Annotated in this window: 20 protein-coding genes; 8 read left to right on the top strand and 12 right to left on the bottom strand. The window is 68.1% G+C overall.

The genetic code is table 11. The annotated features are described in order from the left end of the window. On the bottom strand, window positions 1-387 hold the full coding sequence (locus ACZK4Z_RS00435) for a BlaI/MecI/CopY family transcriptional regulator (RefSeq protein ID WP_004133922.1): 387 nt from the start codon (window positions 385-387) through the stop codon (window positions 1-3). 190 nt (window positions 388-577) lie between these two features. Between ACZK4Z_RS00435 and ACZK4Z_RS00430 the strand changes: the two genes are divergently transcribed. After that, on the top strand, window positions 578-1,654 hold the full coding sequence (locus tag ACZK4Z_RS00430) for a serine hydrolase domain-containing protein (RefSeq protein ID WP_478451571.1): 1,077 nt from the start codon (window positions 578-580) through the stop codon (window positions 1,652-1,654). 72 nt (window positions 1,655-1,726) lie between these two features. Here ACZK4Z_RS00430 and ACZK4Z_RS00425 read toward each other — a convergent pair whose 3' ends face one another. Beyond that, window positions 1,727-2,833, bottom strand: coding sequence for an SDR family oxidoreductase (locus ACZK4Z_RS00425; protein ID WP_125893015.1), 1,107 nt, complete (start codon window positions 2,831-2,833; stop codon window positions 1,727-1,729). Window positions 2,834-3,026: 193 nt separating this feature from the next. Here ACZK4Z_RS00425 and ACZK4Z_RS00420 point away from each other — a divergent pair, with 193 nt between their 5' ends. Continuing rightward, window positions 3,027-3,335, top strand: coding sequence for a hypothetical protein (locus ACZK4Z_RS00420; protein ID WP_004153470.1), 309 nt, complete (start codon window positions 3,027-3,029; stop codon window positions 3,333-3,335). Here the strand turns inward: ACZK4Z_RS00420 and ACZK4Z_RS00415 are convergent. Continuing rightward, window positions 3,313-4,368 carry a DNA topoisomerase IB gene (locus tag ACZK4Z_RS00415; protein ID WP_478451096.1) on the bottom strand — a complete coding sequence of 352 codons (1,056 nt, stop codon included), beginning with the start codon at window positions 4,366-4,368 and terminating at the stop codon, window positions 3,313-3,315. The genes ACZK4Z_RS00420 and ACZK4Z_RS00415 overlap by 23 nt on opposite strands. Window positions 4,369-4,479: 111 nt before the next feature. Here ACZK4Z_RS00415 and ACZK4Z_RS00410 point away from each other — a divergent pair, with 111 nt between their 5' ends. The 3 genes from ACZK4Z_RS00410 (at window position 4,480) to ACZK4Z_RS00400 (ending at window position 11,030) form a co-directional block, all read left to right on the top strand. Beyond that, the gene (locus ACZK4Z_RS00410; RefSeq protein ID WP_004133799.1) at window positions 4,480-4,869 is read left to right on the top strand and encodes an I78 family peptidase inhibitor; all 390 of its coding nucleotides are present in this window, start codon (window positions 4,480-4,482) and stop codon (window positions 4,867-4,869) included. Window positions 4,870-5,044: 175 nt separating this feature from the next. Then, window positions 5,045-9,499 (top strand): glutamate synthase large subunit, encoded by a 4,455-nt coding sequence (gene gltB / locus ACZK4Z_RS00405; protein ID WP_125893011.1) that lies wholly within the window; start codon window positions 5,045-5,047, stop codon window positions 9,497-9,499. Window positions 9,500-9,584: 85 nt separating this feature from the next. Then, a complete protein-coding gene (locus ACZK4Z_RS00400) occupies window positions 9,585-11,030 on the top strand; it encodes an FAD-dependent oxidoreductase (protein ID WP_014035469.1) in 1,446 nt (481 codons plus the stop codon). Here ACZK4Z_RS00400 and ACZK4Z_RS00395 read toward each other — a convergent pair. Beyond that, window positions 11,016-13,424: an ATP-binding protein gene (locus tag ACZK4Z_RS00395; protein ID WP_125893100.1), complete on the bottom strand. Its 2,409-nt coding sequence runs from the start codon at window positions 13,422-13,424 to the stop codon at window positions 11,016-11,018. The genes ACZK4Z_RS00400 and ACZK4Z_RS00395 overlap by 15 nt on opposite strands. Before the next feature lie 167 nt (window positions 13,425-13,591). Between ACZK4Z_RS00395 and ACZK4Z_RS00390 the strand changes: the two genes are divergently transcribed. Then, window positions 13,592-14,458 carry a methylglyoxal synthase gene (locus ACZK4Z_RS00390; RefSeq protein WP_049422383.1) on the top strand — a complete coding sequence of 289 codons (867 nt, stop codon included), beginning with the start codon at window positions 13,592-13,594 and terminating at the stop codon, window positions 14,456-14,458. 490 nt (window positions 14,459-14,948) lie between these two features. On the opposite strand, the gene ACZK4Z_RS00385 is transcribed toward ACZK4Z_RS00390, so the two are convergent. From ACZK4Z_RS00385 to ttcA, 3 genes are read right to left on the bottom strand one after another with little or no spacing between them, the layout of a single operon-like run. After that, window positions 14,949-15,728 carry a M48 family metallopeptidase gene (locus ACZK4Z_RS00385; protein WP_125893009.1) on the bottom strand — a complete coding sequence of 260 codons (780 nt, stop codon included), beginning with the start codon at window positions 15,726-15,728 and terminating at the stop codon, window positions 14,949-14,951. 59 nt (window positions 15,729-15,787) lie between these two features. After that, entirely contained in the window at window positions 15,788-16,693 is a 906-nt protein-coding gene (locus ACZK4Z_RS00380) for a recombination-associated protein RdgC (RefSeq protein WP_005411825.1), read from the bottom strand. 36 nt (window positions 16,694-16,729) lie between these two features. Continuing rightward, window positions 16,730-17,650, bottom strand: a complete 921-nt coding sequence (ttcA, locus tag ACZK4Z_RS00375; protein ID WP_180837745.1) for a tRNA 2-thiocytidine(32) synthetase TtcA — start codon at window positions 17,648-17,650, stop codon at window positions 16,730-16,732. Between the two features lie 91 nt (window positions 17,651-17,741). Here ttcA and ACZK4Z_RS00370 point away from each other — a divergent pair, with 91 nt between their 5' ends. Continuing rightward, window positions 17,742-17,945, top strand: coding sequence for a YdcH family protein (locus tag ACZK4Z_RS00370; RefSeq protein ID WP_005421068.1), 204 nt, complete (start codon window positions 17,742-17,744; stop codon window positions 17,943-17,945). 100 nt (window positions 17,946-18,045) lie between these two features. Here the strand turns inward: ACZK4Z_RS00370 and plsB are convergent, their stop codons facing one another. The 4 genes from plsB to ACZK4Z_RS00350 form a co-directional block, all read right to left on the bottom strand. Then, the gene (gene plsB, locus ACZK4Z_RS00365) at window positions 18,046-20,682 is read right to left on the bottom strand and encodes a glycerol-3-phosphate 1-O-acyltransferase PlsB (RefSeq protein ID WP_125893005.1); all 2,637 of its coding nucleotides are present in this window, start codon (window positions 20,680-20,682) and stop codon (window positions 18,046-18,048) included. Continuing rightward, window positions 20,682-21,632 (bottom strand): hypothetical protein, encoded by a 951-nt coding sequence (locus ACZK4Z_RS00360; RefSeq protein WP_125893003.1) that lies wholly within the window; start codon window positions 21,630-21,632, stop codon window positions 20,682-20,684. The genes plsB and ACZK4Z_RS00360 overlap by 1 nt, the downstream gene beginning before the upstream one ends. A gap of 424 nt (window positions 21,633-22,056) precedes the next feature. Next, the gene (pyrF, locus tag ACZK4Z_RS00355) at window positions 22,057-22,782 is read right to left on the bottom strand and encodes an orotidine-5'-phosphate decarboxylase (RefSeq protein WP_125893001.1); all 726 of its coding nucleotides are present in this window, start codon (window positions 22,780-22,782) and stop codon (window positions 22,057-22,059) included. Beyond that, window positions 22,779-23,702 (bottom strand): 5'-nucleotidase, lipoprotein e(P4) family, encoded by a 924-nt coding sequence (locus ACZK4Z_RS00350; RefSeq protein ID WP_032128687.1) that lies wholly within the window; start codon window positions 23,700-23,702, stop codon window positions 22,779-22,781. Before ACZK4Z_RS00350 ends, pyrF begins: the two co-directional genes overlap by 4 nt. Window positions 23,703-23,803: 101 nt before the next feature. Between ACZK4Z_RS00350 and ACZK4Z_RS00345 the strand changes: the two genes are divergently transcribed. After that, window positions 23,804-24,454, top strand: a complete 651-nt coding sequence (locus ACZK4Z_RS00345; RefSeq protein ID WP_032128686.1) for a YceH family protein — start codon at window positions 23,804-23,806, stop codon at window positions 24,452-24,454. A gap of 98 nt (window positions 24,455-24,552) precedes the next feature. Here the strand turns inward: ACZK4Z_RS00345 and ACZK4Z_RS00340 are convergent, their stop codons facing one another. Next, window positions 24,553-25,080, bottom strand: coding sequence for a GNAT family N-acetyltransferase (locus tag ACZK4Z_RS00340; protein ID WP_125892999.1), 528 nt, complete (start codon window positions 25,078-25,080; stop codon window positions 24,553-24,555). Window positions 25,081-25,117: the final 37 nt, after the last annotated feature.

Raw genomic sequence — 25,117 nt, 5'->3', positions numbered from 1 at the left:
TCAGCCCTCGTGGCGGCGCGATTGGAGTTCGGCGACCAGCGCTTCCAGCTCGGCCAGCTCGTTGTCGCTGACCTGCTGGCGCTGCGACAGGTAGGCCACGAACGGCGACACCGAGCCCTGCAGGGTGTTGTCGACGAACTGGGCCACTGCACCCTGCAGCACGCTTTCCGGGCCACGCGTGGCCTGGTAGCGGTAGACGCCGTCCTGCTGCTGGCGACGAAGATACCCCTTCGCCCGCAGCCGCTCCATCATCGTCAGCACGGTGGACCGGGCCAGGCCACGGGCCTCGCCGTAGCCACTGGCGACCTCGCCGACGCTGGCCGGCGCATGTTCATCGATGTACTGCAGCAGGGCCAGTTCCTGGTCCCCGATCGTCTTGCCACGCATGACACCACTCCCTTGACTACCCGTGTCGCCACTGTCTGCGTGACGACAACTGTAGTCAACCCCCCGGAAGTCATGGGCCGACGAACGGTAGGCACACCTCGCGCTTAAACCTTTGACGCGCCCGCTGCATCCGATCCTCGACGCCCCGCCGGAATCCCGCATGTTCCACCCAATGCTTCGAGTCGTGCTGATGCTCATCACTGCCCTGCCCTTCGCCGCCATCTCCGCCATCTCCGCCAGCCAGGACCAGGCCAACGACCAGACCCGCCGGCTGATCCGCCGGATCATGCTGGAGCAGCGCATTCCCGGGCTGCAGGTCGCGGTGATCAAAGACGGGCAGATCGTGTTATCCGAGGCCTACGGCCTGGCCAATGTCGAGAACGGTGTGCTCGCCTCGCGCGACACCCGCTTTCCGCTCAATTCGGCCACCAAGGCGTTCACCGGCGTGGCTGCCGCTCAGCTGGCCCAGCAGGGGCAGCTGGATCTGGACGCGCCGGCCTCGCGTTACCTGGATGATCTTCCGGCAGCGTGGAGAGACGTACGCGTACGCCAGTTGCTTGCGCATACCTCAGGCCTTCCGGACATCCTTGATGCGAACGGGCTGTTGGGCGGTGGCTCCGAAGCGCAGGCGTGGACAGCCGTCACTGCGCGGCCGGTCGAAGCCGCACCCGGGCAGCGCTTCGCCTACAACCAGACCAACTACGTACTGCTGGCACGGATCATCGCGCAGCAATCCGGCATGCCCTACGAACGTTTCCTCGCCACCGGCCAGTTCAGCAGCGCGCGCATGGCCCGCACCACCTTCGGCGACAGCTACGACCTGATTCCGGATGCGGCGACGATGTACAGCTTGGCCCCGCGTGCCACCGACGCTGCGGATGCACCGTCCCGCCTGTCGCACTGGTTCTACGACATGCCGCCTTCACTGTGGGCCGGCGGCGGCATCCTGACCACCGCCGATGACACCGCGCGCTGGCTGGTCGCGTTGACCGACGGGCGCCTGCTTCAGGATGCAGCTCGGAAGAGGATGTGGACCGCAGAGCGCCTCACCGATGGCCGTGCCGGCCCATGGGCGGGCGGCTGGCCGGTGCTGCGCACATCGCCCGACCTGCAGGTGGCCGGTATCGGCGGTGCGCGCTCGGCCTTCGTGGTCTATCCCGACCGCGACGTCGCGGTGGTGGTGCTGACCAATCTGGTCGGTGCCAATCCACAGCAGTTCATTCCGCGCATTGCCGATCTTTATGCGCCTGCGGTGACCGTGCCCTGAGGCTGCCGGCCAGCGGCCGGCACTACCGGAGCATCGGCCGCGCCGACGGCCATTTCCGGCAGAATCGGTGCGTCAGCCGTGCGGCCCGCCCATCACCGGCAGGATCACCCCGCTGATGTAACTGGCACAGACCGGCGAAGCCAGGAACACATAGGCCGGCGAGAGTTCTTCGGGCTGTGCGGGCCGGCCCATGTCGCTGTCCTTGCCGAACTCCGCCACGTCCTCCGCCGGCTTGTCGGCCGGGTTCAACGGCGTCCACACCGGACCCGGTGCCACGCAGTTGACCCGGATGCCACGCGGCAGCAGCTGGCTGGCCAGCGCCTTGGTGAAGGCATGAATGGCGCCCTTGGTGGCCGAGTAGTCGATCAGCGCCTTGCTGCCGAAGATTCCCGTTTCCGAACCGGTGTTGATGATGCTGGCACCCTCGCCCAGGTGCGGCAGCACCGCGCGCGCCATCTGGATGTAACCGCCGATGTTGGTCTGCAGGGTTTCCTGCAGATGCGCGTCTTCCAGGTCTTCCAGCCGCTCGCAATGCAGCTGGAACGCGGCGTTGTTGACCAGGATGTCGATGCCGCCGAACGCCTTGGCCACCTGCTTGACCGCCTTGTTGCAGAAGCGCGGATCGCGCACGTCACCGGCGATCACCACGCAGCGGCCGCCTTCGCGCTCCACGTGCTGGCGGGTGATGTCCGCGTCCTCGGCCTCGTCCAGGTGCAGTACCGCCACATCGGCGCCTTCGCGTGCGAACAGTACTGCCACCGCACGGCCGATACCAGAATCGCCACCGGTGACGATCGCACGCATGCCCTGCAGCTTGCCGCTGCCGGTGTAGTCCGGTGCAAGGAAACGCGGCGCCAGCTCCAGTTCGTGTTCATGCCCTGGCTTGGCCAGCTGCTGCGCCGGCATCGCCTCCGGCTGACGGCGTGCGCCTGCCTGGGTCGCGGTCTTCTTTGTTGCCTTCTTTGCCGCGCGCACATCCTTGGCCTTTTCCTGGTCCTGCAGGCGCCGCTGCCGGGCCGCGACGCGCGCTGCGCGTGGATCGCTGGCGGCCGCCTTACGGGTGGCGGTCTTCACCACGCGCGGGCGATCGGGGTCGGCGACGGTCTTGATTGCGGTGCTGCCTTTGCGCACCTTCGGCGATGCCTTGCGGCGGGCGGGGGTCTTCTTGGCGGTGGCCATGCAGGTCTCCTCGGGGGGAATGGGGTTGCCGGCCAGCGGCCGGCACTACCCGGGCGGCATCCGCCGCGCCTGCAGTGTCTCCACCTATGCTGTTGGCGGCAGTGAGCGCACCGTGTCCACGATGTGCACGGTATTCATTCCGCCACCACGTGCGACGTCGCACGCTGCACGCAACCACACAAGGAACGCCACCATGAAACATGCCATCGCTACCACCGCCGTCTGCTTCGCCCTCGCCGCCTGCAGCAGCACACCGATGGCCCAGGTGCAGCCGATCGACGGCGTCATTTCCGGGCAGTGCCACAGCGACATGGTGCGCGGCGCACTGGGCTTGGCCGCTTCGGATGCCACCGTGGCCCGCGCACGCGTGGACAGCGACAGCCTGCATGTGCGGGTGCTGCGCCATGACGGTCCGCGGGTACCGCCGGCCAGCGAAGGCGGCGACCGCCTGACCATCGAAAAGGGCCGCACCAACAACATCACCGCGATCTACTGCGGTTGAGCCGGCGCGCCCTGCGCAGCACGCGCAGGGTGGCCTGTTCCCACTGGCGCGGCCCGCGCAGGCCGGCCAGCGTGGCCAGTTCGCCGCGTTCCCAGCCGGCGAACACGCACGGGTCGATGTAGGCCTTGCGGCACACCGCCGGAGTGTTGCCCAGCAGCGATGCCACTTCGCACACCACCGCGCGCTGCGCCTGCGCCAGCGCGCGCTGACTGGCCGGTTCCGGCAGTTCGGTGGCGGCAAACGCCTGCACCGCCGCCACCGTGCCACCCCAGGTGCGGAAATCCTTGGCAGTGAAGTCCTCGCCCATCACCTCGCGCAGGTAGTCGTTCACCGCGCCGGATTCCACCGGCTGCAGCGCACCGTCATCATCGCGGTACTGGAACAGCGCCTGCCCCGGCAGCTGCTGCAGGCGCCGCACCAGCAGCCCCAGCCTGCGGTCGCCCACGGTCACCTCCTGCAGCTGCCCGGACTTGCCGCGGAAGCGCATGCGCACCCGGCCGCCGCGCAGCAGTTCCAGATGGCGGTTGCGCAGTGTGGTCAGTCCGAACGAACGGTTCTGTTGTGCATAGGTTTCATTGCCGACCCGCACCAGGGTGTCCGCCAACAGCGCCACCACCATGGCCAGCACCTTTTCCTGCGGAAACCCAGGTCGCTTGAGATCCCGCGACAACCGCCGCCGCAGCGTAGGCAAGGCCTCGCCAAAGGCGATGATGCGGTCGAACTTGCCGGCGTCGCGCTCCCTGGCCCAGTCGGCGTGGTAGCGGTACTGCTTGCGTCCGCGTGCATCGCGGCCGGTGGCCTGCAGGTGGCCGTTGGCGTGGGCGCAGATCCATACGGCGGTATACGCCGGCGGAATCGCCAGCGCCCGGATGCGTTGCAGGGTGGTGGCGTCGCGTATCGCGTGACCATCGGCATCGCGGTAGCTGAAATCCTTGCCGGCGCGGCGCCGGCTGATGCCCGGCTGGGTGTCATCGACATAGCGCAGGCCGGCCGCGCGCGCGGCCTGTCGTTCAGGAGTAGAGGGGGTTGCCATGTCGGTAGTGTCGCCGTCGCCATGCCGCGATCCTGTCGATAACACAAGACAAACACGTGAGGGCCGGTTCGCCGCTATGCTCGGGTCTTCACAACCCCTTCCGGAGTCATGATGTCGTTCCCGATTCGCGCCCGTTCGCTCTCCGCCCTGTTGCTGCCGGCCGTGCTGGCGCTGACCGCCTGCCAGGCACCGGCGCTGGATGAACAGGATTCGGCCACGGCCCACGCCCAGCAGGCCGCCGAAGCCGCCAAGGCGCCGGCCGACGAAGCCGGCAAGGCCACCGAGGCTCCGCCGGTCGGCACCTGCGATGCCAGCCAGGTGCAGAGCCTGGTCGGCCAGACCTACACCGACGCGCTGGGCAAGCAGGCGCAGGAAGATGCCGGCGCCAACCAGGTGCGCGTGCTCAAGCCCAACGACGTGGCCACGATGGAGTTCCTCGGCGACCGCCTGAACATCGAAGTGGACGCCAAGGGCGCCGTCAGCGGCGCGCGCTGCGGCTGAGTCCGGCCCCGCGCCGGCACTGGGTTGCCGGCGCGTTCTGTTGCACCTGCAACCGTGTATTGCGGCGTTGCAGCAACCTGTGATCTAGTCGAGGCATCCGGTGGCCTCACGATGCGCTCCAGGGATTGAGCGGGCTTGAGTGTCCCCGTTCAATTCATTCCGCATCGAGGTAGAGATGGCCCCCCGCAACCGCCAAGGGCTTTACGACCCGCGCTCCGAGCGCGATGCCTGTGGATTTGGCATGGTCGCCCAGCTCGACGATCAACCATCGCGCCTGTTGGTTGATACCGCCATCGCCGCGCTTTCGCGCATGACCCATCGTGGCGGTGTCGCCGCCGATGGCCTGACCGGCGATGGCTGCGGCCTGCTGCTGCGCCGCCCCGATGCGTTCCTGAAACTGCTGGCCAGCGAAGCCGGCATCGCGGTCGCTGCGCGTTTCGCCGCCGGCCTGGTGTTCCTGCCGCACGACGCCGACGCGGCGCAGGCCTGCCGCGCGCAGCTGCAGGCGCAGGTGGAAGCGGTCGGCTGCAAGGTCGCCGGCTGGCGCGAGGTGCCCACCGATGACAGCGTCTGCGGCCAGCTGGCGCGCGACACGCTGCCGCGCATCGAGCAGGTGTTCGTCGACGCCGGCATCGGCCAGGACGATGCCGGCTTCGCGCTGGCGCTGTTCCTGGCCCGTCGCCGCAGCGAACAGCAGCTGCGCGAACACGCCGACTTCTACGTCACCACCCTCACCCCGGATGCGATCAGCTACAAGGGCATGGTGCTGCCGGACAAGCTCAGCCGTTTCTTCCCGGACCTGCAGCGCCGCGAGCTGGCCTCCAGCGCGATCGTGTTCCACCAGCGCTTCTCCACCAACACACTGCCGCGCTGGCCGCTGGCGCACCCGTTCCGCATGCTCGCCCACAACGGCGAGATCAACACCATCGAAGGCAACCGGCGCTGGGCCCAGGCGCGCAGCAAGGTGTGGAAGACGCCGCGCTTCGACATCGGTGAATTCGACCCGGTCATCTCCATGCACGGCTCTGACTCGCAGAGCCTGGACAACATGCTGGAGCTGATGGTGGCCGGTGGTATGGAGCTGATCCAGGCGCTGCGCATCCTGGTGCCGCCGGCCACCCAGTCGCTGGAATTCAAGGATCCGGACCTGGCCGCCTTCTACGAGTTCCATGGGCTCAACAGCGAACCGTGGGATGGCCCGGCCGGCATCGTCGCCTGCGACAGCCGCTATGCGGTGTGCACCTTGGACCGCAACGGCCTGCGTCCGGCGCGCTGGATGCTGACCGCCGACCGCCACTTCCTGGTCGCCTCCGAAGCGGGTGTGTGGGAAGTGCCGACCGAGCGCGTGGTGCGCAAGGGCAAGCTCGGCCCCGGCGAAATGGTGGCCATCGATCTCAAGCGCGGTGACCTGCTCGACTCCGATGCGGTGGATCGCATCAACCGCGGTCGCGCGCCGTACAAGCAATGGCTGCAGCAGGGCGTGACCTACCTGCAGACCGAACTGATCGACCCGTCGCTGGTGGAGGAACCCTTCGACGAAGGCACCCTGCGCAGCTACCACAAGCTCTACCAGCTCAGCAGAGAGGAAGTGGAACAGGTGCTGCGGCCGCTGGCCGAGACCGAACAGGAAGCCACCGGCTCGATGGGCGACGACACGCCGATGGCGGTGCTGAGCCAGCGCAGCCGTCCACTGTACGACTATTTCCGCCAGGCCTTCGCGCAGGTCACCAACCCGCCGATCGACCCGCTGCGCGAAGACTGCGCGATGTCGCTGTCCACCCAGCTCGGCAAGGAGACCAACATCTTCCATGCCGGTCCGGAGACGGTGAACCACGTCATCCTCAACTCGCCGGTACTGAGCCAGCGCAAGCTGCGCCAGCTGCTGAAGATGGACCAGTACGTGCAGGCCAACCGCCTGCTGGACCTGTCCTACAGCGAAGACGAGGGCCTGCGCGCCGGCATCGAGCGTATCTGTGCCGAGGCCGAACAGGCCGCGCGCGACGGCATGGTGATGCTGCTGCTGTCTGACCGCTACCCGGTGGCCGGGCGGCCGATGGTGCATGCGCTGCTGGCCACCAGCGCCATCCACCATCACCTCTCGCGGCTGGGCCTGCGCTGCGACGTGAATCTCATCGTCGAGACCGGCACCGCGCGCGACCCGCACCACATGGCCTGCCTGCTGGGCTTCGGCGCTACCGCGGTGTATCCGTACCTGGCCTATCAGACCCTGTTCGACCTGGGCCGACGCGGTATCCTCAAGCTCAGCAAGGGCGGTGAGCAGTCGCAGATCGGCCGCCGCTACCGCAAGGGCGTGTACAAGGGCCTGTCGAAGATCATCTCGAAGATGGGCATCTGTACCGTGGCCAGCTACCGCGGCGCGCAGCTGTTCGAGATCATCGGCCTGGAACCGGAAGTCGTGGACCTGTGCTTCCCGGATACCGCTTCGCGCATCGGTGGTGCCGGTTTCGCGCGCCTGGATGCCGACGCACGCGAGCTGTGCGCGCAGGCCTGGGACGCGCAGCAGGATGTGGATGTCGGCGGCCTGCTGAAGTACGTGCACGGCGGCGAGTACCACATGTACAACCCGGACGTGGTGACCACCCTGCAGCGCGCGGCGCGCAGCGGCGATCCGCGTGCCTGGCAGCAGTACTGCGATACCGTGCACGCGCGTCCGCCGTCGGCACTGCGCGACCTGCTGGAACTGGTGCCGGCCGCTGCGCCGACACCACTCGATGACGTGGCACCGGCCAGCGAGCTGTTCCCGCGCTTCGATACCGCGGCGATCAGCCTGGGTGCACTGTCCCCTGAGGCACACGAGGCGCTGGCGATTGCGATGAATCGCCTCGGTGGTCGCAGCAACTCCGGCGAAGGCGGTGAGGATCCCGCCCGCTATGGCACCGCCAAGCGCAGCAAGATCAAGCAGGTGGCCTCGGGCCGCTTCGGCGTCACCGCCGAATACCTGGTCAATGCCGAGGTGCTGCAGATCAAGGTCGCGCAGGGTGCCAAGCCCGGCGAAGGCGGCCAGCTGCCCGGCCACAAGGTCAACGAACTGATCGCGCGGCTGCGCTATGCGCGCCCGGGCATCGGCCTGATTTCGCCGCCGCCGCACCACGACATCTATTCGATCGAGGACCTGGCGCAGCTGATCTACGACCTCAAGCAGGTCAACCCGACCGCGCTGGTGTCGGTGAAGCTGGTCAGCCATGCCGGCGTCGGCACGATTGCCGCGGGCGTGGTCAAGGCCGGTGCGGACCTGATCACCATCTCCGGCCATGACGGCGGCACCGGCGCCTCGCCGGTCAGCTCGATCCGTTATGCCGGCGTACCGTGGGAACTGGGCGTGGCCGAAGCGCACCAGGCGCTGCTGGCCAACGACCTGCGCGGGCGCACCCTGCTGCAGACCGACGGCGGCCTGAAGACCGGCCTGGACGTGGTCAAGGCCGCGCTGCTGGGCGCGGACAGCTTCGGCTTCGGCACCGCACCGATGATCGTACTGGGCTGCAAGTACCTGCGCATCTGCCACCTCAACAACTGCGCCACCGGCGTGGCCACCCAGGACGAGCGCCTGCGCGAGAACCACTTCACCGGCCAGCCCGAGCGCGTGGAGAACTTCTTCCGCCTGCTGGCCGAGGAAGTGCGTGGCTGGCTGTCCTACCTGGGCGCACGTTCGCTGGAAGAAATCGTGGGCCGCACCGACCTGCTGCGGCAGATCGAGGCGGCGCCGCGCGACGGCGTGCGCGTGGACCTGTCACGCCTGCTGGCCGATGCCCGCTACGAGGGCAGTCACTGTGCCGCGCAGCGCCTGTACGAATCGCCGGACAGCCTGGCCACGCAGATGGACGGCCTGCTGGCCCCGGCCATCGAACACAAGCGCGGTGGCGAACACCGCTTCCTGATCCACAACACCGACCGCAGCATCGGCACCCGCCTGGCCGGTGCGGTGGCACGCGCACACGGTAACCAGGGCATGGCCGAGGCGCCGCTGGAACTGCGTTTCCGCGGCAGTGCCGGGCAGAGCTTCGGCGCGTTCAACGTCGGCGGCCTGCACCTGGAAGTGGAAGGCGAAGCCAACGACTACGTCGGCAAGGGCATGGCCGGCGGCCGCCTGGTAGTGCGTCCGCCGCGCGGCGCGCGCTTCGAGGCACGCAGCACCGCCATCATCGGCAACACTTGCCTGTACGGTGCCACCGGTGGCGAGTTGTTCGCTGCCGGTCGTGCCGGCGAGCGTTTTGCGGTGCGCAATTCCGGCGCGCTGGCGGTGGTCGAAGGTGCCGGTGACCACTGCTGCGAGTACATGACTGATGGCGTGGTGCTGGTGCTGGGCAAGGTCGGCCTGAACTTCGGTGCGGGTTTCACCGGCGGGCTGGCCTACGTGCTGGATGTCGACCGCGATTTCGTCGACCGCTACAACCACGAGCTGATCGACATCCATCGCGTCTCCGCCGAAGGCTTCGAGAACTACCGCCAGCACCTGCACCGCCTGATCGGCCGCCATCGCGAGCTGACCGGCAGCATCTGGGCGCAGCAGATCCTGGACGAGTTCCGCGATTACATCGGCAAGTTCTGGCTGGTCAAACCGAAGGCCGCCAGCATCGAGTCGCTGACCGAAACCCTGCGACGCGCCGCCTAACGGCAGTGCCGGCCGCTGGCCGGCAACCCAGGATCACGTAGTGCCGGCCGCTGGCCGGCAACCGGAAAACATCAAAGAGCCCGCCATGAGCCGCAAGCACGCCTTCCAGTTCCTCGACCTGCCCCGCACCATGCCGCAGCGCATTCCGGTGGAACTGCGCACGTCCGGCGACTGGGGCGAGTTGTACGGCAAGTTCGGCAAGGAGGACGCCCAGTACCAGGCCGGTCGCTGCCTGGATTGCGGCAACCCCTACTGCAGCTGGAAGTGCCCGGTGCACAACGCCATTCCGCAGTGGCTGCAGCTGGTGCAGGAGAACCGCATCCACGAAGCCGCCACGCTGTGCCACAGCACCAACCCGTTGCCGGAGGTGTGCGGCCGGGTCTGCCCGCAGGATCGACTGTGCGAGGGCAGCTGCACGCTGGAGGAATTCGGTGCGGTCACCATCGGTGCGGTGGAGAAGTACATCGTCGATACCGCGCTGGCCAGCGGCTGGCGCCCTGACCTGGGCGCGGTGCAGCCCAGCGGCCACAGCGTGGCGGTGATCGGCGCCGGTCCAGCCGGCCTGGCCTGCGCCGATCGCCTCGCCCGCGCTGGCATTGCCGCCGTGGTCTACGACCGCTATGAGCAGATCGGCGGCCTGCTGCAGTTCGGCATTCCCAGCTTCAAGCTGGACAAGGACGTGATCCACCGCCGCCGCGAAGTGCTGGAGGGCATGGGCGTGCAGTTCCGCCTCGGCGTGGAGATCGGCCGTGACCTGAGCGTGCAGCAGCTGCTGGACAGCCACGACGCGGTGTTCGTCGGCACCGGCGCCTACCGCTACACCGATGGTGGCCTCGACGGCCAGGACCTGAAGGGCGTGCTGCCGGCCCTGCCGTTCCTGGTACAGAACAGCCGCATTGTGGGCGGCGATGACCCGAAGGGTCGGCCGATTGCCGGCTGGGAAGACACCATTGCCCTGCCCGACCTCAACGGCAAGCGCGTGGTGGTGCTCGGTGGCGGCGATACCGGCATGGACTGCGTGCGCAGCGCGGTGCGGCTGGGCGCGGCCAAGGTCACCTGTGCCTATCGCCGCGACGAAGCCAACATGCCCGGCAGCGCGCGCGAAGTGGCCAATGCCCGCGAAGAAGGCGTGCGCTTCCTGTTCAACCGGCAGCCGCTGTCGATCGAAGCCGGCGCCGACGATGAAGTGATCGGCGTGACCGTGGTGGAAACCCGGCTGGGCGAGCCCGATGCCAACGGCCGCCAGAACGCCGTGCCGATCGAAGGCAGTGAATCGCTGCTGGAAGCGGACGTGGTGATCATCGCCTTCGGCTTCTCACCGAGCGTGCCGGCGTGGCTGGCCGAGCTGGGCGTGGAAGGCCAGTCCAACGGACGCATCGTGGCCGGCGGCAAGGACCGCCTGCCATTCCAGACCGCGCATCCGCGCCTGTTCGCCGGTGGTGACGCGGTGCGCGGTGCTGACCTGGTGGTGACCGCCGTGGCCGAAGGCCGCGATGCCGCCGCCAGCATCGTGCGGCTACTGGCCCACTGAGTCCGGTACCAGCAATGCCGCCAGCAGCGCCCGCAGTGCGTGCGGCTCCACCGGCTTGGCCAGGAAGTGGTCGATGCCAGCCGCACGACAGGCTTCGCGGGTGCTTTCCATCACGCTGGCGGTGAGCGCGATGATCGGCAACTGCGCACGCGCCGGGCAGGCATCGGCACGGATCGCCCGTGCCAGCGCGAAGCCATCCATGCCCGGCATGTGGCAGTCGGTGATGACCAGGTCGAACGGCTGCGCCTGCCATGCTTCAAGCGCCGACCGTCCATCGGTACAGGCGTGGACCTGCAGCCCGAGCGCACACAGGTGCTGCTCCAGCAGATGCAGGTTGGTGGGATGGTCTTCAGCCATCAGCACGCGCGCCGCCGGCAATGGACGCTCGTCCGCAACCGCCGGCGCGGGCGCGGCCACGGGTGCCTCACAGGCATCCAGGTCCAGATCCAGCCACACCGTGGTGCCCTTCCCGGGTGAGCTGCGCAGCTGCAGCTCCGCCCCCATCGAGATCGCCAGCTCGCGGCAGATCGCCAGGCCCAGCCCACTGCCGCCGAAGCGCCGCGTGGTCGAGCGCTCCGCCTGGGTATAGGCAGCGAACACCGCCTGCTGGCGCTCCTCGCTGATGCCCACGCCGCTGTCGCTTACCTGCAGGCGCAGCCGCTGGCCCCAGTCGCGTTGCTGCAGTACCTGCACCTGCAGTTCCACGTGGCCGTGCCGGGTGAACTTCAACGCGTTGCCGGCCAGGTTGAACAGGATCTGGCGCAGGCGCAGGCCATCGGCCAGCGATCCCGGCTGCATCTCCGGATCAAGCACCACCTGCAGGTGCAGGCCTCGGCTGGCGGCCACCGGCATCAGCAGCTGCTGCACCGCGCGCACCAGTGCCGCCAGGTCGGTGGGCCGCAGCTGCAGTGGTGCGCCCTCCAGGCGTTGGCTGTGCAGTACATCGTCGAGGATCTGCCGCAGCATCCGCGCGGCATCATCGACGGTGGCCAGCACCTGCTGCTGGCGCGGCTCCAGCCTGCTGCCCGCCAGCCGTTCGAGCATGCCCAGCAGCGTGCTCATCGGGGTGCGGATCTCGTGGCTCATCGTTGCCAGGAAGTGCGCCTTGGCCTGTGCCGCCTGCTCGGCCTCGCGGCGCGCTTCGGCCAGCGCGCGGGTACGTGACTGCACCTCACTGACGTCGATCCAGTAGCCGCTCCACTCGACGTCGCTGTCGTCGCAGGACAACGGCCGCCCATGCGAGCGCACCCATCGCCAGCCCTGTGGCGAGCGGGTGCGGAAGGTGACGTCGATCGGGCCACGCGCCAATGCAGCCATCTCGACGCAGGCCATCACCTGGTTGCGGTCATCCGGGTGGACCGCGGCCAACAACCGCTGGTGATCGATCCGCGCGGTCTCCACGCTGATTCCGAACAGGGCCTGCACGTCCCCGGCGATCTGCGGAAAGCTGTAGTGGCCGCCCGCCGAACGACGCGCCTGGTAGACCACCGCCGGCAGGTTCGCGGTCACCTCCTGCAGGCGCTGCTCCACCCCTCGGCGGCGCACGCTCTCGCGATGGACCCGCCAGTAGCCGAAGGCATGGACCAGCGCCAGGGCGAGCAGGATGAGCGAGGCCGGCACCAGCCAGCGCAGGGGCGACGATGACGGAGCATTGCGCGGCCGGTCCGGCAGCCAGGCCGCGCGGATCTGATCGCGTTCGGTGTCGGTCAGCTGCGACAGCGCCTGTTCGAAGCCGGCGATGACATCGGCGCAGGCGGGCGTGGTCGCCAGCACCAGGGCATCATCGAAACCGGCCGGCGCGGCGATCAGCAGTGCACCGCCCTGGTAGCGGCGCAACGCCGCCTCGACGTCGCCGAGGTTGGCGACCACCGCATCGACCAATCCGGTACCCAGCAGCGGGAGTGCATCGTCCAGCGCTGCCGGAGGCAGCAGCTGTGCACCCGCTGCCTGCTCGGCCAGCAGCCCCTGCAGCGGCACCCGGCTGGGGCTGGCCACAATGCGTCCACGTAGATCTTCCAGGCCCAGCACCGGCGGCGCATCCTCCCGGCGCACGATCACCTGTGGCAGCTGCAGGTAGGGCGTGCTGACCACCCATCCGGCAGGCAGTTGCGAGCGTGGCCATCCCAGCAGCGCCTGGGTGCCGGCCGGCAGCTCGTCCCGGTCCACGCTGGTGGCCGGCACGGGCAACAGCTGCAGTGGCCGTTGCCCGCCCAGCAGCTTCAGGTACGCCGCGCCGAGCCCCCGGGCTTCGCCCTGTTCGCTGGACGACAAAGGATCACGGTCGGACGGCCAGGCGATGCGCAGCGGTGTGCTGCAGCCCGTGGCGGAGGCCGCGGCAGGCAGCAGCAGGCTGGCCATGACAGCAATGGCTGCCGGGAAGCCGGCGACATTCACGGTAGGCATCCTCATCTCGCGGGCGGAAGGAACGGCCGCGCTGCGGTACCGCTGCCTGCCACGCTATCGACGCGCGGGCCGACGGCAATGAAGAAAGTTGTAAAAGCATCCAGATGGGGGAATGCCGACATACACTGCCGCCTTCACCCGTACCTGCGGAGCGTTCGATGCGCATCGGCCTGGCTGCCAACCGTCTTCATCACCACGACGCGCGCGCTGCGCTGTTCCGTTGGCTGCGCAGCAGCGAGGCCGGCCTGCGCGAGCTGGGCGTGTCGCTGCATGCGGTCGGCCGCACCCATGACGCGATCGAACGGCAGGGCTTCCTGACCGGGTACGCGGGCCTGCACCGTTATCCCTACGGACGCGAGGGTGGCCTGATGAAGCTGGTCGCCGAAGTCGTTGGCATGGGTCCGGATCGGACACTGGATGGCGCGATCTACCTGATCGACCCGGTCGATCCATCCTCGGTGTTTCCGGAAGCAACCGCGCTCAAGCGGCAGTGCGTGATCCACGGCAAGCCGTTCATTTCGACCGTGGCCACCGCACGCGACTGGGTGGAGGTGGAGCGCGTCCACGCCGGGCTGGCAGCAGATGCCGGCGCCGACGACCTGCATGCGTTCGAAGGCCAGACGCTGGCGCTGATCGCGCACGATGCGATGAAGCCGGCGATGCTGGCCTTCGCCGATGAGCACTTCGATGTGCTGGCCCGGTTCGGTGAGCGGGTGGCCACCGGGACCACCGGCCAGCGTTTGAACGAGCTGGCCTGGAGCCGGGGCTGGCCGCGTGATACGCCGTGGGTGACGCGCTACCAGAGCGGCCCGATGGGCGGTGATGCGCAGATTGCCGACCGGGTGCTGGAGGGGCGTTGCCAGCGCGCGATCTTCTTCGAGGATCCGCATGTGGCGCGCCAGCATGAGGCGGATATCCAGCTGCTGGAGCGCGCGGTGACCACGGTGACCGATCAGGCGGTGTGCATTACGGCGCCGCGGGTGGCGGCGCGGTGGGCGGCGGCGGCGGCGTTGCGGGCGGGGTGAGGGTTTCGGCCAACGGCTGAGCCCCTCGTGGTGGGTCGTTCAGATCAGAAGCCGTGCTTGGCCGGGTGGGGTGGATTGCGCAGGGGTCGCTGCAAGTCCCCCTCCGGGGCCCGGCCCAGCCGCTGGCGGCTGTGCGTTCAGGCGCTTGCGAAGCAGTGCTTCGCAAGCAAAGCGCCTTCACCCCTGTAAGCTCGGTCGCCGCTTGCTCGTGTGCGCTGTCCTGCGCACACGGCAAGACCGGGCTTGGGCGTCCTGCCCAACCCGCCCGAGGCATGCCTCGGGCCCATGCGGCTCACGCCCCTGCGCAACCCACCCCACCCGGCCACGGACACTTTCCGGTGTGCCCACCACGGAAGAAAGAAAGAAGAGCAGGAGCGAAAGCGGGTCGCGCGCTGCGCGCGCTTTTGTAGAGCCGAGCCATGCTCGGCTGCTGTTGATCGCGAGGGCTGAATATCCGCGCTACGCGCGTTAGCCGAGCATAGGCTCGGCTCTACAGCAGCTGGCGGAGCATAGCTTTCAAGCGGCGCCCTTCGAGCTGGAAGTAATCGCGCTGTTCGCGCCAGGCGGGGAAGCGTTGTTCCACTTCGTGCCAGAACGCGGGTGAGTGATTCGGCTGGATCAGGTGGCAGAGTTCGTGCACCAGCACGTACTCGAACGCCTCGGATCGGCCCAGCACCAGGGCCAGGTCCAGTGCCATGCTGCCGTCCGGGGCAAGTGAGCCCCATTGCGAGGACATCACCTTCAGACGCAGGCGGCTGGGTGCGCGCGGCAGGGTGGGCAGGTACTTCGGCAGCCAGCGGCCAACGTCGGCGCGGGTCTGGGCTTCGTAGAACTCGCGCAGCAGGCGGCGCAGGGTGGCATCACCGCCGCGGGTCGGCCACTGCACGCAGGCGCCGTGCTCGTCGATCTCCAGCCGCGCGTAGCGGCCTTCCTGCCAGCGCAGCGGCAGCAGTTCGCCACGCAGGGGCAGCACGCCGTCTTCGCCCGGCTGCAGCGGTGCCGGCAGGCCCTGGCCCTGGTACTGGCGAAGCTGCAGTGCCAGCCAGTCGCGGTGCTGTTCCAGGAAGCGTTCGCCCATCACCAGGCTTGCGCGCGGCGGCAGGGTCAAACGTGCGCCGCGTTCGTCCACGCTCAGCTTGATGCGGCGCGCACGTGGATCGCGCACGCGCAGCACCTCGATCTCGGCATCCTCCAGGCGCAGGCGAACGGTGTCGCGCTGTACGGTGGCGGGCGGGGTCGGGCTGATCAGGCGGCGCAGCAGACGGCTCATGCGCCCAGCATAGCGCCGCTTCGGGCCGCCGGATGACCGGCGGCCGTCGGGCTGCCTGTTCAGTCAGCCTTGCTGAGCTTGAAGGCTTCTTCCAGCAACAGGAACAGGCGGCGGATCTCGGCGCTCTGCAGGGCGAAGCGGGCATCGAACTCGGCGCGGCGGCCGTCTTCGTCGGCATGCTCCAGCTGGTCCAGGGCGCCGTCGAGGAACTTCAGCTTGCGCACGATCAGGTCGTCGCCGATCACGAAGGACAGGTTGTCTTCGAAGATCAGCGCCAGCTTGGTCACCTGCTTGCCGGCGTCCAGGTGCTTGTCGATCTCGTCGCAGCGCAGTTCCTGGTGCTGGCACTTGACCACCGCGCCACCTTCCACCGGGTCCTTCATCTCGCACTCTTCGCCCAGGCTCAGCCCGGTCGGCAGCGGCTCGCCGGCGATCCAGCCGGTCAGGATCGAACGCGGTGCGACTTCGGCATTCAGCGGCATCGCCGGGAAGCTACCGAGCAGGCCGCGGATGTCGGACATGAAGTACTCGCCGGTCTTGCGGCTGGAGGTATCCACCGCCACGTAGCCGTGCTGCAGGTCGATGAAGGCGTCGTTGCGCGAGGACTTCACGAAGGCGCGCGGCAGCAGTTCATGCAGCAGGTCGTCCTTCATGCGCTTGCGCTCGCGGCCACCCGGGCGGCGGCCTTCCTTCTCCTCGATCTCCTCCAGCTTGCGCTCGAGCAGGTCGTTGACCACCGCCGCCGGCAGGATCTTGTCCTCGCCGCCCACGGTCAGCCACAGATGTTCGGCGATGCGGTGGGAGAGCAGTTCCTTCTCCTCGCGGCCGAACGGCGAGATGAAGCCGCGCGAATTCATTTCCAGTGCGCCGACCGGCTTCAGCAGCGCGTGCGGCAGCAGGGTGTCGACTTCGGAAAAATCGGTGGTGGTCGGGAAACGGAAGAACGTCAGGTTGCGAAAGAACATGGAATTCCGGATGGCAAAGAGGAAGGGCGACCGACCTTAAACGGTGGGCGTCTCGGGATCTGCGTCGGCGTCGGCCGGGGAACCGGCCAGCCAGGCATGGGCGTCGGGCAGCGGCGCGTCGTCGCGACGGCCCAGCGCCATGAAGTCGAACAGGGTGGTGTCGGCCAGCTGCGAGGGCCGGACTTCGCCCATGGCACGCGCGATCTGCTCGATGCGGCCCGGGTGGTCCTTTTCCCACTGCTTCAGCATCAGGCCGACCTGGCGGCGCTGCAGGTTCTCCTGGCTGCCGCACAGGTTGCAGGGAATGATCGGGAACTGGCGGGCCTGTGCGTACTCGACGATGTCGCTTTCGCGCACGTAGGCCAGCGGCCGGATCACCACGTGCTTGCCGTCATCGCTGCGCAGCTTCGGCGGCATGCCCGACAGCTTGGCGTGGTGGAACAGGTTCATGAAGAACGTGGCCACCATGTCGTCGCGGTGGTGGCCCAGCGCGATCTTGGTGAAGCCATGGAGTTCGGCGTAGTTGTACAGCGCGCCACGACGCAGCCGCGAGCACAGCGAACACATGGTCTTGCCTTCCGGGATGACCCGGCTGACCACCGAATAGGTGTCCTGCTCGATGATGTGGTACGGCACGCCCAGCCCGGCCAGGTACTCCGGCAGCACGTGCTCGGGGAAGTCCGGCTGCTTCTGGTCCAGGTTCACCGCCACCAGCTCGAACGGCACCGGCGCCTTCTTCTGCAGCTGCAGCAGCACGTCCAGCAGGGTGTAGCTGTCCTTGCCGCCGGACAGGCAGACCATGACCTTGTCGCCGGCCTCGATCATGCCGAAGTCGGCAATCGCCTCGCCGACCTGGCGGCGCAGGCGCTTGGCCAGCTTGTGCTGCTCGCGCTCGGCCACGCGCGGATCACGGGCGATGCGCGGCTGGGGATCGGGAAGGGAAATCACGGCACTCATGGGTTCCATTCTAACGGCTCGGAGCGGCCACGGCCGGGGGTCGGGATTCCCCTCTCCCGGCAGTCATCATCGCTGTGTATGCTCGGAGGCTGTGGACACCTACAGCCCCGCCGAGATCGTCGAGCACCTCGCCGCCCTGCGCGCCGAGCACCGCCTGCTGGATGAACAGATCACCCGCATGGCCGCCAATGGCGAGGACGAGCTGGAAGCCAAGCGCCTGAAGCGGCGCAAGCTTCAGCTGAAGGACTGCATCGCCAGGCTGGAAAGCCTGCAGATTCCCGACGAACCGGCCTGAGCGGTGGCCCATCCACGCATGGCGTGGATCTACTGCTTCGCCCCGGTAGATGCCAACCTTGGTTGGCATGCCGTTCGCCGGGCATCGCCGGGCGCTGCCTTCAATCCTGCGGCGCAGGCTCGTCCGGACGGGCCGCTTCCGGGCTGACCCGCTCGATGGTGTGGCGCAGCTCGCGGCCGAGGATGAACTTGGCATCCTTGGCCCAGGCGTCCAGGCGTTCGTCGAACAGCAGCTTGCTGTTCTCGTCCGGCCACACCAGGCGCAGCTCGCGCAGCTTCTGGATGAAGCCACGGAACAGGGATTTGTCGAAGAACTCCGGTGCCGCCGGTGCATAGAGCAGGCTCAGCCGCTGCGCGGCCTGCTGACACAGGCTTTCCAGCTCGGCCGCGCCGAGCACGCCGGGGCCGTTCTTCACCAGTACCGAGATGGCGATGTAATAGCGCTCGAACGCCTGCTGCAGCGAATGGCCGATCGCACGCAGGCGGAACACCTCGTCGGTCTGCCCGGTGTTGCGCGCCAGGATGCCGCCATCGTCATCGTTGACGTTCTGCAGCAGGCCTTCGCGCACGAACACGTCGATGGTCCGGTCGATGCGCTGGGCGAACTCGTCCTCGCTCCACGGCAGGAACAGCTCGGCCTGCAGGAACGGGTATACCGTACGGCCCAGCTGGACCAGGCCGGTGCGGCTCATGCGGCGGTTGTTCTGGAAGCAGCAGGCCACCCACGACGAGGCGGTGAACAGGTGCACCACGTTGTTGCGGAAGTAGCTGAGCAGCACCGCGGTATCGCCGCTGACGCTGAGCACGTCGCCCAGCGGGTGCTTGATGCGGGTGAGGACGTTGATTTCCTCGGCATGGGCGATGATCCGCTCCGGCGAGTGCGGGGTCACCGTCACCCGGTCCGAGTACGGCATCTCGACCAGCAGGGTCTTGCACAGCTCGATCTGCGCGATCAGGTCGGCCTCGCCCATCGCGTGCTTCGGCGTGGACAGCAGGGCCAGCGCCAGCAGGTTGATCGGGTTGACGTCGGCGGCGGCATTGACGCGCACGTTGATGCTCTGCGCGAGAGTATCGACGGTCTTCATCAGCCAAGCCGGCTTCTCATCCTCCGGCACAGCCCGGCCATCCCATTCGGGAGCATTGGCTGCAAGAACACTTGTCAGCTCGATCGGCTCGCCGAAGTTCACCACCACCTGGCCGTAGTTCTGCTTGAGCACCTTGGGGATGCCCCACAGCAGCGACCAGATCGATTCCTTTTCTTTCGGCCGGCCGGACAGCTCGTCCAGATAGCTGTTGCCTTCCATCAGCTTCTCGTAGCCGATGTAGATGGGCTGGAACAGCACCGGCTTGCGCGGCTGGCGCAGATAGGCCCGCAGGGTCATCGAGATGACACCTCCCTTGGGCTGCAGCAGTCGGCCGGTACGCGAGCGGCCACCTTCGACGAAGTACTCGATGGAATATCCGCCTGACACCAGCTGCGCCATGTATTCGGAGAACACTGCCGAATACAGCGGATTGCCACGGAAACTACGGCGCGCGAAGAACGCACCGCCCTTGCGCAGCAGGGTACCGACCACCGGCAGGTTCAGATTGATACCCGCGAAGATGTGCGGCGGCACGATGCCACGGTCGTACAGCAGGTAGGACAGCAGCAGGTAATCCATGTGGCTGCGGTGGCTGGGCACGTAGACCACTTCGTGGCCCGGCGCGGCGGCCTTGAACTTGTCCAGGTGGTGCACCAGCACGCCCGCATAGATGCGGTTCCACACGTGGCTGAGCATGAAGCTGGCCGAACGCACCACCGGGCTGGAATAGTCCGCGGCGATTTCCCAGGCGTAGGCGTGTGCCTTCTTCCAGGCATCGGCCGGCTTCGAATTGTCGCGCTTGGCCTGTGCGGCGATCGCTTCGCGCACCGGTTCGGCGGCCAGCACCTGGTCGACCAGCAGGCGCCGCGTCGACAGGTCAGGGCCGATCACCGATTCACGGATGCGGCGGAAATGGGTACGCAGCACGCGCTGCAGCTTGCGCACCGTGCGCTCCGGCTCAAGGCCTTCGTCCACGGTGCTGCGCAGCGAGATCGGCGGGGCAAAGCGGACGATGGTGCTGCGGCCGTTGAGCAGCACCGCCAGCAGGCGGCGGAAGCGGCCGACCAGCGCCCAGTTTTCCGAGAACAGCACGGCGAACCAGCCGCTCTGCTTGTCCGGCGCGCGGCCGACGAAGATCGACACCGGCACCAGGTGCACGTCCAGGTCATCGCGCACGCGATGGGCCTGCAGCACCTTGGCCAGCGAATCGGAATGGGTCTTGGCGCCGCGCTGTTCGGGAATCAGCGAGTTGCTGGAGCTGCGCCGCGACAGCGCCAGGTAGGCGCGCTTGCGGCCGGTCGGGTCACCGGCCAGCGGCACCAGCGGCGACGGCAGGCCGGCCTGGCGGCAGGCCTTGTCCAGGATCAGCGCATTGGACAGGCCGTAGTCCTCCAGCACGTACATGACCGGGCGGCCATCGTTGTACTGGCCCGGGTCTTCCGGTTCGATCTTCAGCGACAGCCACGGCTCGACCAGGCGGCCGAGCAGCCGAGCCCAAAGCGGGCGGCGGCCGGCCGGACGCGCATGCGCGGGCGGCGGTACCGGGTTCGGGCCGGTACCGGTCGAGGGGGACGCCGGCACCGTATCGGCGGGCGTCGACTGGGATTCTTCGCCGGGGAACGGCAGCGGGTTCTGTTTCGACATCGGCGCCATTATGGCTTAGGCGGCGGCGTTGCCGCTTCCCCACCCTCGGCGGGGGCTTCAGCCGGTGACGGCGACGCAGCGGCGCGGGCAGCATCGGCCTGGCGCAGCAGGGCATCGGTATCGGCCAGGGTGCGCGTCAGGTACCAGTGGCCCTCGCGCCGGCTCAGCGGCAGCTGCAGGGTCATCTCACGCCCCGCCAGGTCGTAGTGCAGGCGTACCAGCGCGTTGTCGCCCTCCACCGACAGCAGTTCACCGCGCACGCTGCGCAGTGCGTCATCCACGCCCAACCCGTAGCTGCCCAACACCGCCTTGAGGGTATGGATGAACGGCGCCAGCTGCTGCAGGCTGCCTTCCATGCCCGCGGCCTGCAGGCCGGCCTCATCGTCGAAGCCGACCTTGCCGGCGGCCCCCACCAGCGCGGCGATCGTGCTGCGTGCACGCGCACGGTCACTGATCGGCGCGCCCTGCGCCCAGCTGGCGAGGGTTTCCACCAGGGCGATGTAATGGGCCTGCTGGCCGGGCGTATAGCCCTTCTGGTGGCGCAGGTACTGCACGCCGAAGTTGCCCATCGACTGCGCGGCCTGGCGCACGGCACCGGCCTGGCCGGCCAGCTGGCGGTCGAAGCTGCGTTGCAGTTCGGCACCGGCATTGGGCGTGCGCAGTGCGGCCAGCATCGGCAGCAGCTGGTCGCCCAGTGGCAGTTCAGTCAGCGGCCACTGGCTGCGGCCCTCGGCCCAGGCCTGCTGCAGGCGCTGGTACTGGCTGGGCGGAACCGACAGCTTTGCATAGCCGACCAGATCGTCCTCGGCCAGGCGCAGGGCCATCGCCTGCACCGCCGCAACTGGTTCGGCTGCCGGCCTGGCCGGATCGTTGGCCGGTTCACGGCACGCGGTCACGGCCAGCAGCATGACTGCCAGCCCCCATCCACGCGCAGACCTTCCTCGCACTGCCACGCTCATGCACTCGGACTCCCCGGACCGGTCCGCATCTTGCGGCCTGCGAGGTGACAGCGGCAAGCCGGGACGTCACGGTTTCCGCGGTTGCTTGTGCAAGTCACTGATCGGAATAAAAAAAGAGCCGGGATCACGAGGATCACAGGCTCTTCAAGCCGGCGCAGGGCCGGTGGACAGTGTTGTGGCACATGTCCGGTCCGAGGACCGGATGGCGGCGATCCTACGCTGCCGCTCAAGTTAAGGCAACACTTCACGTAGTGTCATATAAATCATTGATTTTATTGAGTAGCCTGATGCCTTGCGCCGGGGCCATGAAATCTACGGCAGGTTTTGCGGCGATTCGGGCACAACCGGTCCTTCGGCGGATGCAAAAACGCCATCCCGCGCGGGTCGGGATGGCGTTCGGGCCTGCAGACTGCACAGCGGAATCTCAGCGTGCAGCCAACGCCGACGCGATTTCCTGCTGGATGGCCCGGGCCGCGGCCTGCGGATCGGCGGCCAGGCGGATCGGGCGACCGACCACGATGGCATCGGCGCCATCGGCAAAGGCCTGGGCCACGCCAACGGTACGCTTCTGGTCATCGCCGACCGGGCCACCGGGGCGGATGCCCGGGCAGACGATCGAGAACCCGGCGCCGGTAGCGGCGCGGATCGGGCCGGCTTCCTGGCCCGAGGCGATCACGCCATCGATACCGGCCGCCTGCGCGGCCAGCGCGCGCTCGACCACCACGTCCACCGGCTCACGGTCGATGCCCATCTGCGCCAGGTCCGGGCGGCCCATCGAGGTCAGCACGGTCACCGCCAGCAGGCGCATGTCGCTGCTGTTGGCGGCGGCGCAGGCTTCCATCATCGCCGGGTGCCAGCCGTGGATGGTGGCGTAGCTGACCGGCCACTGCGACAGGCGCTTGATCACCGCCGCGGCGGTGGCCGGGATGTCGAAGAACTTCAGGTCGACGAACACGCGCTTGTCGCGGCGGGCCAGCTCGTCCAGCACCTGGAAGTACTCGCCGGAGGCGAGCAGTTCCATGCCGATCTTGTAGAACGCCACGCTGTCGCCGAGGCGGTCGACCCACTCCAGCGCCTGCACGCGATCAGGCACGTCCAGCGCGAAGATCAGGCGCTCGCCATCGCGCAGCGGCAGCGGCGCGCGGCTCACGGTGCGTAGTCCAGCGCAGCGCGCTTGGCGTCGTGGCGGGCCTGGCGCGACTGGCTGTAGTCGTTGTTGAACTGCGCCGGCTCGAAGCCGCCGTAGGTCGGGTTCGGCAGCATCCACCAGCGCTCGCCGAACCAGTCGTGGTACTGCTGCAGCAGCGCGTCACGACCGTCGTTGGTGTTGGCGGTCACTTCGACGAAATCGCCCAGCTGGTCGCCGAACTGCATCAGCACGCGGTATTTCTGCCCGGCCAGGCGGCGGCGGCAGTTCTTCTCGCTGCCGGCCTGCTCGCAGCCTTCGACCACGGTGCCCAGGCCCAGGAACACGCTGTCATCGGCCACCGGCAGGCCCTGCTCGCGCAGGTTGGCCAGGGTTGCGTCCTTCAGGTGCACGGCGCGGTTGGAGATGTACAGCAGGGTCACGCCCTTGGCGTTGGCGGCCTTGGCGAAATCAACCACGCCCGGAATGGCCTTGGCCTTCTTTTCGGCCACCCACTGGTCCCAGGTCAGCTCGTCGTATTCCTTGCCGTCGCGCACCAGGCGCGCCTGGTAGGGCGAGTTGTCCAGCACGGTCTCATCCACGTCCAGCACCACCGCCGGCTTCAGGCCCTTGGCCTCGTTGCCGCGTTCTTCCGGCACCAGCGCATCCCAGTGGGCTTCCTTCAGCGCGGCATCCAGGTGGTCGGCGGCGGCACGGTAGGTCTGCTCGGTGATCGCCTTGTACTCCTGCGCGCGCTGCATCCACAGCACCGCATTGAGATTGTCGTTGGCAGTGGCATCGAGCGCGCCGTCGGCCTTGGCAGCGGCGGCCGGGGCCTCCGGCGCAGCGGCTTCGGCGGCGGGCGCATCCACGCGCTTGCAGGCGGACAGGCCCAGCGCCGCAGTGGCGAGCAGGGTCAGGGACAGGGAAACGGGACGACGCATGGATTCACCGGCAATCAGATATACCGGCGCATTTTACCGGCAAAGGCGGTCCCGGGACGGCTATGCTTGGCGGTTGACCCGTTGCCCTTCCGGAGGCCGCCATGACCGATTCCACCCAGACCCCCGACGTCCCCCTGCTCGACGCCGTGCAGGCCCGCCTGCTGGGCTGCCTGGTGGAGAAGGAGGCAACCACCCCGGACACCTATCCGCTGACGGTCAACGCCGCCCAATCGGCCGCCAACCAGAAGACCGCCCGCGAGCCGGTGATGAACGTCGATGCCGGCAGCGTGCAGCACGCGCTGCGCCAGCTGGAAACACTGGGCCTGGCCCGCCAGCACTTCTCCTCGCGCGCAGACCGTTACGAGCACCGCCTGCAGGCCGCGCTGGACCTGACCCGGCAGCAGACCGTGCTGCTGGCGATGCTGCTGCTGCGTGGGCCGCAGACCCTGGGCGAACTGGTCACGCGCAGCGAGCGCCTGCACCGCTTCGCCGACGCCGACGAAGCCCGCCACGCCATCGAGCGCCTGCAGCAGCGCGCGCTGCTGGTAGTACTGCCGCGCGCCAGCGGCCAGCGCGAAGACCGCTACATGCACCTGCTGTGCGGTGAAGTGGACGGCGCGGCACTTGCGGCCAAATACGCCAGCAGCGGCGGTGGCAGCGACGCGGCCGATCCGGGCCTGGCCGAGCGCGTGGCCCAGCTGGAAGCGGCCGTGGCCGAGCTGCAGGCGCAGCTGGCCGAACTGCGCGGCTGATGGTGGGTGCCGACCGTTGGTCGGCACTGCATCTGAATCGTGCCGACCAACGGTCGGCACCCACCGTCAGCTACTACTGTGCCGGCCAGCGGCCGGCACTACCCGACGTCAGCCGCACCCAAGGTGGCGTACAGCCGGCTGGGCGTTTCGATGCCCGGCAACTGGATCACCCCGCGCTCCTGCATGCCCAGGCCCAGCAGGATCTTCCCGGACACCACGTTGTCCAGATCGGTGATGCCGTACAGATCCTGCAGGCCCAGCTCAGCGCGCGCATGCGCGAACACCGCCCGCGCCGCCTCACCGGCATAACCCTGCCCGGCGAATTCAGACAGCACCGCGTAGCCGATGTCCGGCCCCGGCAGGCCATCGCGGCGCACCAGCCCGGCATTGCCCAGCCACGCCCCATCGGATAACCGCTCGATGGCATACATGCCGAACCCATTCAACGCATAGCTGTGCAGCACCCGCAGCGCGATGTACTCACGCGCCTGTTCTTCACTGCGCACGTTGCGGTCACCGATGAAGCGCACGAAGCCCGGATCATTCAACAGCGCCAGCATCTGCGCCGCATCGCGATCAGGTTCAATCGCACGCAGGCGCAGGCGTTCACTTTCAATTGGATGCACGCGCAGACCTCCAGCCGAAACCCCGATTCTGCCTCAA

The organism is Stenotrophomonas sp. 71799_Sma (assembly GCF_056482505.1).
The sequence above is the reverse complement of the archived record's forward strand: the minus strand, read 5'-3'. Positions and strand labels throughout refer to the sequence as shown.